Raw genomic sequence first — 16,896 nt, forward strand, 5'->3', positions numbered from 1 at the left:
GGTAGAGGCATCGACCGGCCTTCGTTCGCCAGGTCGATGCCTTTACCCCCGGCGGGTCTTCGGGCCGTATGACGGAGCCGCTCGCCGCCACGCAGATCACCGCGTGGAGGCGAGCGGCTGCGGCATACAGTGACGGGCATGGCCAAGAAGCACGCCTCGTCCGGGACCCCCGCCACGGTCGCCCTGGACCGGGCGGGCGTGGCGTACGAGGTGCGTGCCTACCACCACGACCCGGCGGCGTCGTTCGGGCTCGAGGCGGCCGAGGCGCTGGGCGTCGACCCCGCGCGCGTCCTCAAGACCCTGCTCGTCGACACGGGGTCCGGGCTGGCCGTCGGCATCGTGCCCGTCGACCGGCAGCTGGACCTCAAGGCCCTGGCGCACGCCCTCGGCGTCAAGCGGGTGGTGATGGCGGATCCCGCTGCGGCCGAACGCAGCTCGGGCTATGTCGTCGGCGGGATCAGCCCCGTCGGTCAGAAGCGCGCCCTGCCCACGGTCCTGGACCAGTCCGCCGTGGAGCAGAGCACCGTGCTCGTCAGCGGTGGGCGCAGGGGCTTCGACCTGGAGCTGGCGCCGGCCGACCTGGTCGCGGTCACCCGCGCGGTCACGGCTCCGATCGCTCGCTGACGTCGTCGCGGTCACCGGGCGAGGTGCCCGACGTCGCCGTCGCGGCCGCCGTGTCGCCCGCCGAGCGGCCCGGCATACCGCCACCGCTGGCCGACCGACCCTCCCAGGAGGTGGACAGGACCACCGTGGTGCGCGTCGAGACGTTGCCGCGCGAGCGGACCAGCGCGATCAGCTCCTCCAGCTCGTGCGGCGTGGCGACCCGCACCTTGAGCAGGTAGGACATGTCCCCCGCCACCGAGTGGCACGCCTCGATCGCGCTCACGTCGCGCAGCCGGTCGGGGATGTCGTCCGGCTCGGTCGGGTCGAGCGGCGCGATCGAGATGTAGGCCGCCAGCGGCAACCCCGCGGAGTCCGGGTCGATGGTCGCGCGATAGCCGGTGATGACCCCGCGCTCCTCGAGCCGTCGCACGCGCTGGTGGATGGCCGACGTGGACAACCCCGTCGCCTTGCCCAGGTCGGTGTAGGACATGCGGCCGTCGCGGGACAGGTGCGCGACGATCTGCTGGTCGACAGACTCCATCCCGCAACACTAGCGGCCGCAGGGGCTCTCGGCCGGATGCCCCGAGCATCCGGACGGCGGCGCCGAGATCCGGCAGACTGACCCCATGACGCCGCCTCCCCACTCCGCGAGCCCTCGTCTCATGCTGCTCGACGCGGCGTCTCTCTACTACCGCGCCTTCTACGGCGTGCCGGACCGTCGCAAGACGCCGGACTCGCCGCCGTCCAACGCGGTGCGGGGCTTCCTGGACATGGTGGCGACGCTCGTCACGACCTATGCCCCGACCCACCTGGCCGCGTGCTGGGACGAGGACTGGCGTCCGGCGTTCCGCGTGGAGGCCATCCCGACCTACAAGACCCACCGCCTCGCCGACGGGTCACCGGACTCCGAGGACACCCCCGAGGCGCTGGCCCCACAGGTGCCGGCCATCGTGGACTCCCTTGCCGCGCTGGGGATCTCGCGGGTCGGATCGGCGGGCTACGAGGCGGACGACGTCATCGGGACGCTGGTCCACCGGCACCGCCGCAAGCTCCCCATCGACATCGTCACCGGCGACCGCGACCTCTTCCAGCTCGTCGACGACGCCTCCGGGGTGCGCGTGCTCTACACCGCGCGCGGCGGCGTGCGCGACGCCGACGTCATCGACCAGGCCTATCTCGCGACCAAGCACGGGGTGCCGACCGGCGCGGCCTACGCCGACATGGCGGTGCTGCGCGGCGACACCAGCGACGGCCTCCCGGGCGTCCAGGGCATCGGCGACAAGACGGCCGCCGCCCTGATCCAGCAGTATGGCGACCTGCCCGCACTGCGGGCCGCCGTCGACGGTGGCAATCCCGCCATCAAGGGCGCCCGCCGCACCCGGCTCGAGGAGGCGTCGGCCTATCTCGACGTCGCGCCCCGCGTGGTGCGGGTCGCGCACGACGCGCCGCTGCCCGGGGTGACGCTGGGCTCGCTGCGCCTGCCGACCGAGGTGGCGGACGTGCGGCTGATGTCGGTGGTCGCGGACGAGCTGGGCGTGGCGTCGAGCTTCACCCGCGTCCTGTCGGCGCTGCACATCCTCTGACCGCGCCGCGCTCGCACCGCCCGCGCGACTCCGGCGCTTGCGCGACTCCGGTGGGAGGGCGGAACTGGTTGCTCGGACTGCCGGGAGGGCGCCATAGCTGCCCTCTCACGAGCTGCCGACCACGGGCCGTTGGTGGGATCTGGTCCCGGTGGCGGGTTCCGGTCTGGGTGGTGACGGCGCTGCCTGGTGGCGCGCTGCAGCAGGCCACCGGTGCTGGTGGGCGCCACCGGTGCTGGTGGGCGCCACGCACGCGAGTGGGCGATTCCGGTGAGAGGGCGGAACTGGTTGCTCGGACTGCCGGGAGGGCGCCATACGCGCCCACTCACGAGTCCCGGATCCCGCCGGTCCCACCAGCGCGGTCTGCGGGAGCTAGCGTTCGCCGGCGGTGGGCCAGGCGTTGGGCTGGCAGCCGGCCAGACCCTTGCTCTGCTGCATCATGACGGGCGCGACCTCGCCCTCGCCGCCGCACTGCCGGTGCCCGTGACCGAGGAAGTGCCCCACCTCGTGGTTGACCATGTACGCGCGGTAGGTCGCGACGTCGGTGAAGGTCGGCGTCTGCAGGGTCCAGCGGTCGGAGTTGAGGATCACGTCGTCGCCGTGCCGGCAGCTCCACCGCCCCAGGGTCTGCAGCGGCAGGCACATGCGGTCGGTCGTCGGCGGTGAGGCCACATAGATCGTGAACTCCGCCTGCGTCGCGTCCGGCACCAGCTCGAAGGACGCGCCCCGGTAGCCGATCCACCCGCGCGGGTCGTTGAGCACACCGGCGATCTCGCGCGCCGCGGCGCCCGCGTCGATGCCGGTGCCGCCCTCGACCTTGACGGCATACCGGTGGACGCTGGGTGTCTGACGTGCGGGCTTGACCGCGGTCGGTGCCGCCGTCCAGGTGCCGTCGCCCTTGACTCCCGAGCGTCGTATGCCGCCGCCCGCGGCCTTCGTCGGCCCGGTCGTGGCGGCGCTGCTGGTCGAGGTGGTCGTCGGCGTCGACGTGCTGGCCCTACGTGATGAGGACGGGCTATCCCCAGGCGACGAGGACGAGCCGGCCGCCGCGGAGGGTGCTGCGGTCCCGGCCGCCGCTGCGGTGGCGGCTGCGGTGGATGTCGTTGTGCCAGCAGGCTTCGCGGTGCAGCTGCGGACGAGCAGGCTTAGCGCGAGCACGACCACGAGGCCGAGGACCACGAGGACGACCCGGCCACGCGGGGTGAGGCGGAGCGCCGGCCTGCGGGGTGTGGGCGACTGCGGGGCTGTCACTCGCTCAGCCTAGGCAGGTCGGTCGGGTCGGGCCCCGTGCCACGCCGCCCGAGGTGCCGGACCATCCGGTCGGGCTCGCGCCATCCGGCGGGGCTCGCGTCATACGGACCGGGCTCGCGTCATACGGGTCGGGCAGGCGGATCAGCCGGCCTCCGTCCCATCAGCCCGCTGAACGAAGGCCGGTCGATGCCTCTGCCCGCGGCGGGTCAGTCGAGGCGGTCGGCGGCGACCACGCCGCGCATCACCTGGTCGATCGCGGCGCGGGCCGTGGCGGCGAGGGCGGGCTGCGGGGCGCAGGTCGCGATCTGGCCGAGCAGGTCCACGACCTGCTTGCACCGCCGCACGAAGTCGCCCGCCGCCATGTCGGAGTCGCGCAGGCACACCTCGAGCGCCTGGCCGGAGGCCCAGCGGTGGACGGACCAGAGCATGCCCCCGTCCGGCTGGCCGGTCTCGGGCAGGTGGCCGGCGGCCTCGCGGTCGGCGATCGTCGACCACAGCCGCACCATCTGCTGGTAGGCCTCGGCCACGTCGGCGTTGGGGGTGCGCGGCTTGGGGTCGGTCTCGTCCCGGCGGGGCTCGTAGACGAGGGCCGACACGGTGGCCGCCAGCGAGGGACCGTCGAGCCGCTGCCACACGCCGTGCGCGAGGCACTCGGCGGCCAGGAGGTCCTTCTCGGAGTAGAGGCGTCGCAGCATCTGCCCGCTCGGCGTGACCGACTCCCCCGCCGGGTCGAGGTAGCCGAGCTCGGACAGCAGGTCGCAGATCTGGTCGAACTGCCGGGCCACGGAGTTGGTGCGGCCGGAGACCTTGCGGCGCAGCCCGTGCGTCTCGCGGGCGAGCCGGTGGTAGCGCTCGGCCCAGCGGGCGTGGTCCTCGCGCTCGGGGCACTGGTGGCAGGGGTGGGACTTCATCCGCTGGCGCAGCGAGGCGACCGCCTGCTCCCCCGCGGACGATCCCCCCTCGCCGTCGGACCCCGGGCGCCGGCCCTTGCCGCGCGGCGGTGGCTCGTAGGGCACCTTGGCCCGGACCGTCGAGGCGAGGTCCTTGCGCATCTTGGTGTTGCGGGCGTTGAAGTTGCGCGGCAGCTGCAGGGTCGTGACCGGGCGCACGGGCGCGTCGACGTCGTGGACCGTCAGGCGTCGCGCCCGGCCGTCGGCGTTGATCACGAGCGGGGTCGGCGGGTTGTTGCGCCCCGCGGTGTTGGCGTTGACGACGATCGCCATGCCGGTGTGGCGGCCTTCGCGCAGCGAGATGACGTCCCCGGGCTGCAGGTCCTCGAGCGACTGCTCGATCTCGGCGCGCCGCGACGAGGACCGCTCGCGGGCCATGGACTTCTCGAGCTGGCGGATCTGCTCGCGCAGCGCGGAGTACTCCTCGAAGTCGCCGAGGTGGCAGGTCATCGCCTCGTGGTAGCCCTCGAGGGCCTCCTCGTTGCGCCGCACCTGGGTCGCGAGACCGACCACGGCCCGGTCGGCCTGGAACTGCGCGAACGAGGTCTCGAGGATGTCGCGGGCCTCGCTGCGGCCGACCCGCTCGACCAGGTTGACGGCCATGTTGTAGGTCGGTCGGAAGGACGAGTTGAGCGGGTAGGTGCGCGTGGAGGCGAGGCCGCCCACGGCCAGCGGGTCGATGCCGCGGGACCACACGACAACGGCGTGCCCCTCGATGTCGATCCCGCGGCGCCCGGCGCGGCCCGTGAGCTGGGTGTACTCCGCCGGGGAGAGCTCGACGTGCGCGTCGCCGTTGAACTTGACGAGCTTCTCCAGCACGACGGTGCGGGCGGGCATGTTGATGCCGAGCGCGAGCGTCTCGGTGGCGAACACCGCGCGGATCCGCCCGGCGGTGAACAGCTCCTCCACGATCTCGCGGAAGGTCGGCAGCATCCCCGCGTGGTGCGCGGCGTAGCCCCGGCTCAGGGCCTCGACGAAGTCGTGGTAGCCGAGGATGCCGAGGTCCTCGTCGGCCACCCCGGCGATCCGCTCCTCGACCGTGCGCCGGATGCGGCGCCCCTCCTCGGGCGGCACGAGCCGGACGTCCTGGGCGAGCAGCTGGGCGACCGCGCCCTCGCAGCCCGCCCGGCTGAAGATGAAGGTGATGGCCGGCAGCAGCCCGCCGCGGTCGAGCCGCGCGATGACCTCGGCCCGCGAGGCCGCGCCGCCCGGTCGGCTGCCCCGCGCCCCGCCGCCACCGGAACCCCCGCCCGCACCTGAGTACTGACCGCCCGGCCCACCGCCGCGAGGGCGCTCCGAGTCGGGCCCACCCCGACCGCGACCGCGCCCGCGCGAGCCCCACGGGTCGTTGGCCCGGCTCGTGCTGCGCATGCCGCGCCCGGCGGCGTAGGACGACCGCTCCAGCGACTGAAGCCGCTGCACCAGGTCGGGGTTGACCTTGACGATCTCGTCCGTGATCCGGTTGTGGGAGTCGCGGTCCTTGCCGAGGATGGCGCCGCCGTCGTCGACGAACAGGTCGAACAGCTCGCGCCCGACCATCATGTGCTGCCACAGCGGCACCGGCCGGTGCTCGGACACGACGACCGCGGTGTCCCCGCGCACGGTCCCCAGCCAGGCGCCGAACTCCTCGGCGTTGGAGACGGTCGCCGACAGCGAGACCACCTGCACCGCCTGGGGCAGGTGGATGATGACCTCCTCCCACACGGCGCCGCGGAACCGGTCGGCGAGGTAGTGGACCTCGTCCATGACGACGACGCCGAGGCCGTGCAGCGACGAGCTCCCGGCATACAGCATGTTGCGCAGGACCTCGGTGGTCATGACGACCACGGGGGCCTCGCCGTTGACGGACGAGTCCCCGGTGAGCAGCCCGACCTGGTCGGCGCCGTGCCGGGCGACGAGGTCGTGGTACTTCTGGTTGGACAGCGCCTTGATGGGCGTGGTGTAGAACGCCTTGCGCCCCGTGGCCAGCGCCAGGTGGACGCCGAACTCCCCCACGATCGTCTTGCCGGCCCCAGTGGGGGCGGCCACCAGGACCCCGTGCCCGTCCTCGACCGCCGCGCACGCCTCGAGCTGGAACGCGTCGAGCTCGAACGGGAAGCTCGCGGTGAAGGTGTCCAGATGTGGGTGCTGCGCCATGTCCAGCAGGCTACGCGACAGGACCGACAGGCCCTCGTATGACGGCGCCCGGCGTCACAGCCGGCTGGCCTCGTCGTCGGCGAGGTCGCTGTAGTCGGGCTCGCACCGCGCGCGCCGGCCGTCGATGATCCTCGCCACCCCGTAGGCCGCGAAGTAGAGACCGCACAGGGGCAGGGCCAGCGCGAACATCGTCCACGGGTCCGGGGTCGGCGTCATCATGGCGGCGAAGGTGAAGATGAGGACGACCGCGATCCGCCAACCCTTGAGCATGATGTGCGCGGGCAGGACGTGGATGACGTTGAGCGCGACCAGGAGCACCGGCAGCAGGAAGGCCAGGCCGAAGCTCAGGATGAACCGCGTGACCCAGGTGAGGTAGTAGTCCGCCTGCAGGATGTTGGACGCGCCGATCGGGGTGAAGTCGAGCAGCACCTCGATCGCCTTGGGCAGGGCGTAGAGCGCGCCCCAGCAGCCGAGCAGGAAGAGCGGGACGGCGGCGGTGATGAAGGCCAGGGCCGTGCGCTTCTCGCGCTTGTGCAGCCCCGGGACGATGAACGCCCAGATCTGCCACAACCACACCGGGCTGGCGACGATCGTGCCGACGAACACCGCGACCTTGAGCTTGAGCGAGAAGGCGCCGGTGATGTCGGGGAAGGACAGGATGACGTTGGCGCGCCGTGCGGCGGCGCTGATCCGCAGGGGCTCCTGCAGGCGGAACACCAGGGGGTCGTAGTAGATCCAGCCGATGATCGAGGCCAGCACGACCGCCAGGGCGGCGATGAGGATGCGGTTGCGGAACTCGCGCAGGTGGTCACCGAGGGACATCCGCCCCTCGGGGTTGCGTCCCCGGCGGCGGATGCCGGGACGCGTCGACTGCTCGCGGGCCATGCGCTGGGCGACCGCCCGGCTCAGGCGCGGGGTGCGGTGTCGCCGGGCTCGCGGCGGTAGCGCACGCCGTCGATGACCACGAACTCGTCGCCGGACGTGGCGGACGAGGCACCCTGCGCGGGCGGGACCGGCTGGGTCGTCTGCGTGGTGCTCGTCGTCGTGGTGGTGCGGTGCGGCTCGGCCAGCTCGTCGTCGACCGTGGTGCTCGACCTGTCGCGCTCGCCGTCGTTCTTCATCTCGGACACCTCGGACTTGAAGATGCGCATCGACCGGCCCAGGCTGCGGGCGGCGTCCGGCAGCCGCTTCCACCCGAAGACGATGACGATCACCAGCACGAGAATGATCAGGTGCCAGGGCTCGAACGCGTTGCGGATCATCGGGGTCGACCAGCCTTCCAGTGGGTCTGCCTACGAGGGACGAGAGGTCCTGGTCCGTCATCCTACGGGTGTCAACCCCGAGGACGACCAACGCCGGTGAACATGCGGCAACGGCAGGGCGTCACCGGGATGGCGACCGCTCACCGGCAGGGCACGGTTCAGCGATAGAGCGCGAGCGCCGCCTCGGCGCCCTCCCGCACCTCGGCCCGCAGCTCGTCCGGCGAGACGACGCGTGCTGCGCCGCCGAGCCGCAGCAGGAGCCGCCGCAGCCAGGCGGTGTCGCTCGTCGCGATCGTCACGCGCAGCCCACCGCCGTCACGCTCCTGCGCCGACTCGCACGGGTAGTAGTCGCGCACCCACCGCGCCTGCTGGTCGAGGTCGAGGACGACGCGCAACGACAGCTCGTCGGGGCGGAAGATCCCGTTGTCGAGGTCGCGCGGGCGCGCGTCGGCCGGCGGGGTGCCGTCGACGTCGAGGACCTCCAGCTCGGCGATCCGATCGAGGCGGAAGAGGCGGACGTCCTGCGCCCGGTGGCACCAGGCCTCGAGGTACCACGGCCCGTCGACGTTGACCAGGCGCATGGGGTCGACGTCGCGCTCGGTGGTCTCGTCGCGGCTCGGCACGACATAGCTGAGGTGGACGCGGCGACGCCCGGCGAGCGCCTGCCGCAGCGCCGACAGCCGCCCCTCGAGGCGCTCGCCCTCCGCGCCGTCGCCCTCGGCCTCGACGCGCATGTCGACGCTGATCTGGGCGGCCTGCGCGGCGACGCCGGACACCTCGCTGGTGGCGGCCTCGAGCTTGGCCAGGGCGCGGTCGACGGCGTCGCGCTCCCCCAGCCCCGGCACCGCCGCCAGGGCGCGCAGCCCCACCATCAGCGACAGCGCCTCGTCGACCCCGAGCCGCAGCGGGCGGGCGATCGTGTCGGCGTTGGAGACGTAGACCTGCCCGTCCTCCCACTGCGCGTCGATCAGGTCGTCGTGGTAGCCGCCGGGCGTGCCGCAGAGGAACAGCAGGGCCAGGTCGGCCTCGATCTGGGCCTCGGACACGCCGAACTCCGCTGCGGCGACGTCGATCTCGACGCCCTGGTGGGTCAGCAGCCACGGCACCATCGTGAGCAGGCGGCTGAGCCGCGCCGTCGCCGACTCGTTCATGTCCACGCTGCCGCGGGGATCCCTGGCGCTCATCGGCTCGCCTCCAGCGCCCCGGTCAGTCTGCGTATGACGGCCTCGCGGAGCTCGGCGGGCGCCAGCGCCTCGACGTCCGCCGCATAGCCCGCGAGCTCGTCGGCGAGCCGCTCCGTGTCGGTGCACGGCAGCTCGATCTCGTCCCACCCGCCAGTCATGCCGGTCCCGGCCTCGCCACCACCAGCACCACCGGCACCACTACTCGGGCCGGTCTGCCCGGCGCGGCGGCGCAGCGCGTGCCCCGCGCCCTGGCGGGCGCGCAGCGTCGCCGTGACCGCGGGGCGCTCGGAGGCCTGGGCCCGGATGGACCCCAGCGGGTCGTGGTCGGCGGGCACGGCATACGACCCGGCCTTGCCGGCCCAGGCGATGGGTCCCTCGACCCGCCCGAGGCGGAACACGCGGGGTGCGTCGCGGTCGGTGTCGAAGCCCGTGAGGTACCACCGGCCGTGCCACGCCGCGATCCCCCACGGCTGGACGTGGCGGGTGGTGAGCGCGCCGGTCCCCGAGCGCCGGTAGTCGAAGCGGATCGGGCGTCGCTGCAGGACGGCGTCCTTGGCGCGGGCGAAGGCGGGCTCGGCGGTGCGGACGCGCGGCTCGAGCCCGATCACCGAGGAGTCGTCGCGCTCCACGCCGGCCGCCTCGAGCTTGCGCAGCGCGCGGGCGGCGGGCCCGGCCAGCGACGCCTGCGCCCAGGTGCGGCTGGCGAGCCCGAGCACCGCGATCTCGTCGGGCTCGAAGGCGACCTCGGGCAGGGCGTACTCGCGCCGGTCGATGCGGTAGCCCTCCTCGTTGTCGAAGAGGGGGTCGATGTCCTCGGTCACGAGCGGGATCCCGAGCTCGCGCAGCTCGTCCTTGTCGCGCTCGAACATCCGGTTGAAGGCGTCCTCGGACAGCGCCGCGCCGTACTGCGCGACGGCCTCGCGGATCTTGGACTTGGGCAGCGCGCGCCGGGTGTAGAGCAGGCAGATGACCAGGTTGAGCAGCCGCTCGGTCTTGGCGGAGCTGATGGGGGTCCGCGCAGGAGCCACGTCGTGCCCCTCCCTTCGATGGTCCGGCCACTAGTCTGGCGCCGTGATCCGCTGGCGCAGCGCCCGAGTCGACGCCGTCCGGGCCGAGTGGCCCGGCGCAGTCGAGTATGCCGTAACTGTGTTCGAGGAGGGGGCTGAGGCGGCCGCCTCCGGCACCGCGTGTCGGGCCCTCGCCTACGTCGACCTCGTGGGCCGCCCGCAGGTGGGCGACACCGTCCTGCTCAACGTCTCCGCGCTCGAGCGCGGTCTCGGCACCGGTGGCCTGGCCCTCGTGGTCGCCGACCCGGACCGTATGCCGGAAGACCCGCCCCCGGGGCCCGGGCACGTCGTCAAGGCCCGCTACACGCCGCTGCAGGCCATGGTGCTCGGCGTCGACGAGCAGGAGAGCCCGCACCACGTGCTCCTCGCGGACGCCGACTCGATCGACGGGATGCCGGTGGTCACGGCCGACCTGCACTCCGCGGTGCCCGCCGTCCTGGCCGGCCTGCGGGCCGAGCGGCCGGACGCGGTCGTCGCCTATGTCATGACGGACGGTGGCGCGCTGCCCGCGAGGTTCAGCCGGACGGTCGCGGGTCTGCGCGAGGCCGGTTGGCTGGCGTCCTGCATCACGGTGGGCCAGGCCTACGGCGGGGACCTGGAGGCCGTCAACGTCCACACCGGGCTGCTCGCCGCGCGGCTCGTGGTCGGCGCCGACGTCGCCGTGGTCGCGCAGGGCCCGGGCAACCTCGGCACCGGCACCCGCTGGGGCTTCTCGGGGACCAGCGCGGGCGAGGCGGTCAACGCCGCCCACACGCTCGGCGGCGTCGCGGTGGCCTCGCTGCGGGTGTCCGAGGCCGACCCGCGCCCGCGGCATCGCGGCGTCAGCCATCACAGCGTGACGGCATACGGCCGGGTCGCCCTGGTGCCCGCGGAAGTGCCGATCCCCCAGGAGGACACCGAGACCGGTCGCGAGGTGCGCCGCCAGGCGCACGAGCTGTGCGCGGGCTCGGGCGGGCGGCTCACGCCGGTCGACGTCCCGACCGACCGGCTCGACGCCGCCCTGGCCACGTCCCCCGTCCGGCTGAGCACCATGGGGCGCGGTCTGCAGGACGACCGGGCGTCCTTCCTGGCCGCCGCGGTCGCAGGTCGCCACGCCGCCACGCGCATCCCGACGCGCGAGTAACCCCCCACAGTGACTAGCCTCCGGGAGAATGCGTGGCCTCTGCCACACCGTGCCGCTCGGAGGTAGCCGTCTGATGTTCACCCGCATCGCCATCGTCAACCGTGGCGAGGCCGCCATGCGCCTCATCCATGCGGTCCGCGACCTCAACGCGTCCCGCGGACCCGGGTCCGCCGAGCCGAGGATCGAGACGGTGGCCCTGCACACGACGGGCGAGCGCCGGGCGATGTTCGTGCGGGAGGCGGACCGGTCCTACGACCTCGGACCCGCCGCCGACCGGCCCTATCTCGACCACGCGGTGCTCGAGCGCGCCCTGCTGGAGACGGGCGCGGACGCCGCCTGGGTCGGGTGGGGCTTCGTCGCCGAGGACCCGGCCTTCGCCGACCTGTGCGCGCGGATCGGGGTGACCTTCATCGGGCCGAACCCCGAGGCCATGCGTCAGCTCGGCGACAAGATCGGCTCCAAGCTCATCGCCGAGCAGGTCGGCGTGCCGGTCGCGGCGTGGAGCCGCGGCGGCGTCGACACCCTCGAGGACGCCGTGGCCGCCGCCCAGGAGATCGGCTACCCCCTCATGCTCAAGGCCACCGCCGGCGGTGGCGGGCGCGGCATCCGCAAGGTCTCCTCCGACGCCGAGCTGGCCGATGCCTACGAGCGCACCCGCGACGAGGCGGCCCGCGCGTTCGGCTCCGGCGTCGTCTTCCTGGAGCGGCTCGTCACCGGCGCGCGGCACGTCGAGGTGCAGGTCATCGCCGACTCGCACGGCACGGCCTGGGCGCTCGGCGTCCGCGACTGCTCGGTGCAGCGCCGCAACCAGAAGGTCATCGAGGAGTCGGCCTCCCCCGTCCTCTCCCCCGACGAGGTCGCCGAGCTCAAGGCCAGCGCCGAGCGCCTCGCCGTCGCGGTCGGCTACTGCGGCGCCGGGACCGTCGAGTTCCTCTACCACCCCACCGAGCGCTTCTTCGCCTTCCTCGAGGTCAACACCCGCCTGCAGGTCGAGCACTCCATCACCGAGGTCACCACCGCGACCGACCTGGTGCGCCTGCAGATCCACGTCGCGTCCGGCGGTCGGCTCGAGGGCGAGCGGCCCGTCGAGAGCGGCCACGCCGTCGAGGCCCGCCTCAACGCCGAGGACCCCGACCGCGACTTCGCGCCGTCACCGGGCCGCATCGCCCTGCTCGAGCTGCCGGCGGGCCCCGGCATCCGCGTCGACACGGGTGTCGCCGAGGGCGACACGATCCCCGCCGACTTCGACTCGATGATCGCCAAGATCATCGCCTCCGGCCGCGACCGGGACGAGGCTCTCGCCCGCCTGCGCCGCGCCATGCAGGAGACCACCGTCGTCATCGAGGGCGGCGCCACCAACAAGAGCTTCGTCCTCGAGCTGCTCGACGCCCCCGAGGTGATCGACGGCAGCGCCGACACCGGCTGGATCGACCGGGTCCGCGGCGAGGGCCGGCTCAGCAGCCACCGTCACGCCGGGGTCGCCCTGGTGGCGGCCGGGATCCAGGCCTACGAGGCCGACGAGGCGATCGCCCGCGCTCGCCTGCTCGAGACGGCGCGCGGCGGCCGCCCCCAGCTGCAGCACGCCCCGGGGCGCAAGGTCGAGCTCACGCTGCGCGGCACGGCCTACACGCTGACCGTGTCGCGCGTGGCGCCGCACCGGTTCCGCGTCACCGTCACCTCCCCCGCCGGCGAGCACGCCGTCGAGGCCGAGCTCGACCGCATCGACGACTACGCCGCCCGCATCACCGTCAGCGGCCGCGAGCACCGGCTGATCACCGCCTCGCACGGCACCATCCAGCTCGTCGAGGTCGACGGGGTCACCCACCGGATCAGCCTCGACGAGGGCGGCGTGCTGCGCTCCCCCACCCCGGCGCTGGTCGTCGCCACCCCGGTGTCGGTGGGCGACGAGGTCGCCGCGGGCGCGCCCGTGCTGGTGCTCGAGTCGATGAAGATGGAGACCGTCCTGCCCGCGCCGTTCGCCGCCCGGGTCAGGGAGCTGCTCGTGTCCGTCGGCAGCCAGGTCGAGACCGGCACCCCGCTCGTGCGCCTCGAGCCCGTCGGCGACGGCGACGAGGCCGCCGCGGAGGAGCTGCCGGGCGTGGACCTGGACCTGCCCGACGTTGACGTCGACAGCAGCACGGTCGACGCGAGAGCCAGTGGCGGGGCCGACCCGCACCGTCGCGCGAGCCGGCTGCGCGGCGACCTGCTCGCGCTGATCCTCGGCTACGACGTGGACGCCCGCGACGAGGGGCGGGTGCTGGCGTCATACCTTGCGGTCCGCGACGAGGAGGCGACCCGGGGCGAGAGCCCGGTGGCCGCGGAGGTCGAGCTGCTCGAGGCCTTCGCCGACCTGGCCGAGCTGTCCCGCAACCGTCCCGCGGGCGACGACCTGCACCTCGAGAACCGCATCCACAGCCCCCGCGAGCACTTTCACACCTATCTGCAGAGCCTGGACCCGGTCCGGGCCGGCCTGCCCGAGGACTTCCAGGAGCGCCTCGGGGCCGTCCTGCGTCGCTACGGCGTCACCGACCTGGAGCACGGGGACGAGCTCGAGCAGGCCGTCTTCCGCGTCTTCGTCGCGCAGCAGCGGTCGACCCCCGACCTGCAGGTCGTGACCGCGCTGCTGCGGCGGTGGCTCACCGATCCGGTGCCCGAGGCACCCGGGGACACCCGCGCCCGCGCAGCCCTCGACCACCTCGTGCGCGCCACCCAGCTGCGCATCCCCGTCGTCGGGGACCTGGCCCGCAGCGTGCGCTTCCGGTGGTTCGACCAGCCCCTGGTGGACGCCGAGCGCCAGGGCGTGCTCGGGGGCGTGGCCGACGAGATCGCCCGCATCGCCGAGCTCCCGGAGGGCCCGGAGCGTGACGAGCACATCGACGCGCTGGTGCGCATCCCCGAGCGGATCGCCCGCTTCCTCGCCCAGCGGCTGTCCGGCCCCGAGCTGCCGTCCTCCGAGCCGATGCTGACGGTGCTGGCCCAGCGCCACTACCGCGGCCACGACATGCGCGACTTCCGCGAGATCCGCATCGACGGGCGTCCGCTGGTCGTCGCGGACTACACCATCGACGACCGGCCGACCCACCTGGTCTCCACGATCGGGCGGGTCGACGACCTGCGTCCCGGCTCGGACCTGGTCCAGGACATCGCCTCCGAGGTCGCCGAGGCCGGTGCCGGTCAGCAGAGCGTCGTCGACCTCTACCTGCGCTGGGACGACGCGCCGGCCTCGCTCGACGAGCTCTCGGCCGAGCTCGTGCAGCGGCTCTCCGGGCTCGACCTCGGCCGCGGGGTTCGTCGCGTCGCGGTCGGCGCGTGCAGCGACGGCGAGGAGCCGGTCCGCTACCTGACCTTCCGTCCCGCCGACAACGATCCTGCCGGCGCTGCCGTCACGGATGGCTCAGCCGGGTCGGTCGTCGAGGACGAGCTCGTCCGCGGCGTGCACCCGATGGTCGGGCGACGGCTCAACCTGTGGCGCCTCACGGAGTTCGACGTGACCCGCCTCGAGGCGCCCGAGGACGTCCTGCTCTATCGCTGCGTCGCGCGGGGCAACGACACCGACGTGCGCCTCGTGGCCATGGCGCAGGTGCGACAGCTCGCCGTGGTCCGTGACGAGCAGGGCCGGGTCACCGGGCTGCCGCACGTCGAGCGGGCCATCGCCGGCTGCCTGGACGCGATCCGCCGGGCCCGCACGAGCAGCGGCCCCGCCGGGACCCGGCTCGACATGAACCACGTGTGGGTCCACGTCTGGCCGACCATCGAGGGTGACGTCGAGGAGCTGACGACCCTCAAGCGCACGATCGCCCCGATGACGGCCGGCGCCGGCGTCGAGGAGGTGCTCCTGGACGGCACCGTGGCGCTGCCCGGTGGTGGCGGCGAGACCATGCCGATGGCCGCGCGCTTCCACTACCAGCCGGGGTCCGGGGTCGTCACCTCCATCGAGGGGCCGCCCGAGGAGCGGCTCAAGCCGCTGGACGACTACTCCCGCAAGGTCGTCACCGCACGCCGTCGTGGCATGGCCTACCCCTACGAGCTGCAGTCGCTGATCGCGGGGCCCGGCGGCACCGCGACCGAGCACGACCTCGACGACTCCGGTGCGCTGGTGCCGGTCGACCGTCCCTACGGCCTCAACCGCGCGGGCATCATCGTCGGCGTCATCTCGACCCCCACCACGCGCCACCCCGAGGGGGTCAAGCGGGTCCTGCTGTGCGGCGACCCGCTGCGGGCCCTCGGTGCGGTCTCCGAGGCGGAGTGCATGCGCATCATCGCCGCGCTCGACCTGGCCGAGTCGATGGGCGTGCCCGTCGAGTGGTTCGCCCTGTCCGCCGGCGCCCGCATCTCGATGGACTCCGGCACGGAGAACATGGACTGGGTGGCCCGCGCGCTCAAGCGCATCGTCGAGTTCACCCAGGCGGGCGGCGAGATCAACGTCGTCGTCGCCGGCATCAACGTCGGCGCGCAGCCGTACTGGAACGCCGAGGCGACGATGCTGATGCACACCAAGGGCATCCTCGTCATGACCCCGGACAGCGCGATGGTGCTGACCGGCAAGCAGTCCCTGGACTTCTCCGGCGGCGTCTCGGCCGAAGACAACTACGGCATCGGCGGCTACGACCGGATCATGGGCCCCAACGGCCAGGCGCAGTACTGGGCGCCCGACCTCGCCGGCGCGCTCGGCATCCTCATGACGCACTACGACCACGCCTACGTCGCCCCCGGCGAGAGCGGTCCGCGCGTCGCCGCGACCACCGACCCGGTCGACCGCGACGTCACGACCTATCCGCACGACCCGATCGACTCCGGGTTCACGACGGTCGGCGACATCTTCTCCCCCGCCACCAACCCGGACCGCAAGAAGCCGTTCGACATCCGCACGGTGATGGCGGCCGTGGCCGACCAGGACCACGCGACGCTCGAGCGCTGGGCCGGGATGGCGGACGCCGAGACCTCCGTGGTCTACGACGCGCGCCTCGGCGGCATCCCGGTCTGCCTGGTGGGCATCGAGTCCAAGGCCGTCCCGCGCCGCGGCTTCCCTCCCACCGACGGCCCCGACACCTACACCGCCGGCACGTTGTTCCCCCGGTCGTCCAAGAAGGTCGCCCGGGCGATCAACGGCGCCAGCGGCAACCGCCCGGTCGTCGTCCTGGCCAACCTGTCGGGCTTCGACGGCTCGCCGGAGTCGCTGCGCAACCTGCAGCTCGAGTACGGCGCCGAGATCGGCCGCGCCATCGTCAACTTCGACGGGCCGATCGTGTTCTGCGTCATCTCGCGCTACCACGGCGGGGCGTTCGTCGTGTTCTCCAAGGCCCTCAACCCGCAGATGCGGGTGCTGGCCGTCGAGGGGTCCTACGCCTCGGTGCTCGGTGGCGCGCCGGCCGCCGCCGTGGTGTTCAGCCGCGACGTGGACGCGCGCGCGGCCAAGGACCCGCGGGTGGCCGAGCTAGAGCAGCGGTTGTCGGCCGCCACCGGCGAGGAGCACGCCGACCTGGCCGCCCAGCTCGTCGAGACGCGGCGCGACGTCCGCGCCGAGAAGCTCGGCGAGGTCGCCTCGGAGTTCGACGCGGTCCACAGCATCCACCGCGCCGTCGAGGTCGGCTCGGTCGACGAGGTCGTGGCCCCGGCCGACCTGCGCCCGCGGATCATCGCCGCCTTGCAGGGCTGGGCCTCTCGGGGCTGAGCTTGCTGGGGGGCCTCAGACCCGGCCGTATGCCGACCGCCCGCCCTCCCCACACACCCCCCAACCACA

10 protein-coding genes and 1 pseudogene are annotated in these 16,896 nt (G+C 73.4%); 4 read left to right on the forward strand and 7 right to left on the reverse strand.

Translation table 11 applies throughout. The features are described from left to right. Nucleotides 1-138: 138 nt before the first annotated feature. Nucleotides 139-624, forward strand: a complete 486-nt coding sequence (ybaK, locus tag B2P18_RS03780) for a Cys-tRNA(Pro) deacylase (RefSeq protein ID WP_239266418.1) — start codon at nucleotides 139-141, stop codon at nucleotides 622-624. Between the two features lie 94 nt (nucleotides 625-718). On the opposite strand, the pseudogene B2P18_RS03785 reads toward ybaK, so the two are convergent. After that, nucleotides 719-1,144, reverse strand: a pseudogene (locus B2P18_RS03785) (Lrp/AsnC family transcriptional regulator); the annotation flags it as partial. Between the two features lie 85 nt (nucleotides 1,145-1,229). Here B2P18_RS03785 and B2P18_RS03790 point away from each other — a divergent pair. Beyond that, entirely contained in the window at nucleotides 1,230-2,186 is a 957-nt protein-coding gene (locus tag B2P18_RS03790) for a 5'-3' exonuclease (protein WP_286955922.1), read from the forward strand. A gap of 369 nt (nucleotides 2,187-2,555) precedes the next feature. Here B2P18_RS03790 and B2P18_RS03795 read toward each other — a convergent pair whose 3' ends face one another. From B2P18_RS03795 to B2P18_RS03820, 6 genes are all read right to left on the reverse strand, one after another. After that, nucleotides 2,556-3,434 carry a DUF3152 domain-containing protein gene (locus tag B2P18_RS03795; protein ID WP_286955924.1) on the reverse strand — a complete coding sequence of 293 codons (879 nt, stop codon included), beginning with the start codon at nucleotides 3,432-3,434 and terminating at the stop codon, nucleotides 2,556-2,558. Between the two features lie 206 nt (nucleotides 3,435-3,640). Further along, nucleotides 3,641-6,520, reverse strand: a complete 2,880-nt coding sequence (locus B2P18_RS03800) for a DEAD/DEAH box helicase (RefSeq protein WP_029212395.1) — start codon at nucleotides 6,518-6,520, stop codon at nucleotides 3,641-3,643. A 54-nt stretch (nucleotides 6,521-6,574) separates the two neighbouring features. Beyond that, entirely contained in the window at nucleotides 6,575-7,405 is an 831-nt protein-coding gene (gene tatC / locus B2P18_RS03805) for a twin-arginine translocase subunit TatC (RefSeq protein ID WP_286955927.1), read from the reverse strand. A gap of 20 nt (nucleotides 7,406-7,425) precedes the next feature. Next, entirely contained in the window at nucleotides 7,426-7,782 is a 357-nt protein-coding gene (tatA, locus tag B2P18_RS03810; protein WP_286955929.1) for a Sec-independent protein translocase subunit TatA, read from the reverse strand. Nucleotides 7,783-7,940: 158 nt separating this feature from the next. Beyond that, nucleotides 7,941-8,966: a helix-turn-helix transcriptional regulator gene (locus B2P18_RS03815; RefSeq protein WP_286955930.1), complete on the reverse strand. Its 1,026-nt coding sequence runs from the start codon at nucleotides 8,964-8,966 to the stop codon at nucleotides 7,941-7,943. After that, nucleotides 8,963-9,994: a helix-turn-helix transcriptional regulator gene (locus B2P18_RS03820; protein ID WP_286955931.1), complete on the reverse strand. Its 1,032-nt coding sequence runs from the start codon at nucleotides 9,992-9,994 to the stop codon at nucleotides 8,963-8,965. Before B2P18_RS03820 ends, B2P18_RS03815 begins: the two co-directional genes overlap by 4 nt. 43 nt (nucleotides 9,995-10,037) lie before the next feature. Here B2P18_RS03820 and B2P18_RS03825 point away from each other — a divergent pair, with 43 nt between their 5' ends. Next, on the forward strand, nucleotides 10,038-11,156 hold the full coding sequence (locus B2P18_RS03825; RefSeq protein ID WP_286955933.1) for a DUF3866 family protein: 1,119 nt from the start codon (nucleotides 10,038-10,040) through the stop codon (nucleotides 11,154-11,156). A gap of 73 nt (nucleotides 11,157-11,229) precedes the next feature. Then, nucleotides 11,230-16,827 (forward strand): carboxyl transferase domain-containing protein, encoded by a 5,598-nt coding sequence (locus B2P18_RS03830; protein WP_286955934.1) that lies wholly within the window; start codon nucleotides 11,230-11,232, stop codon nucleotides 16,825-16,827. Nucleotides 16,828-16,896: the final 69 nt, after the last annotated feature.

This window comes from Arsenicicoccus sp. UBA2120 (assembly GCF_002330965.1).
Lineage (GTDB): Bacteria > Actinomycetota > Actinomycetes > Actinomycetales > Dermatophilaceae > Arsenicicoccus > Arsenicicoccus bolidensis.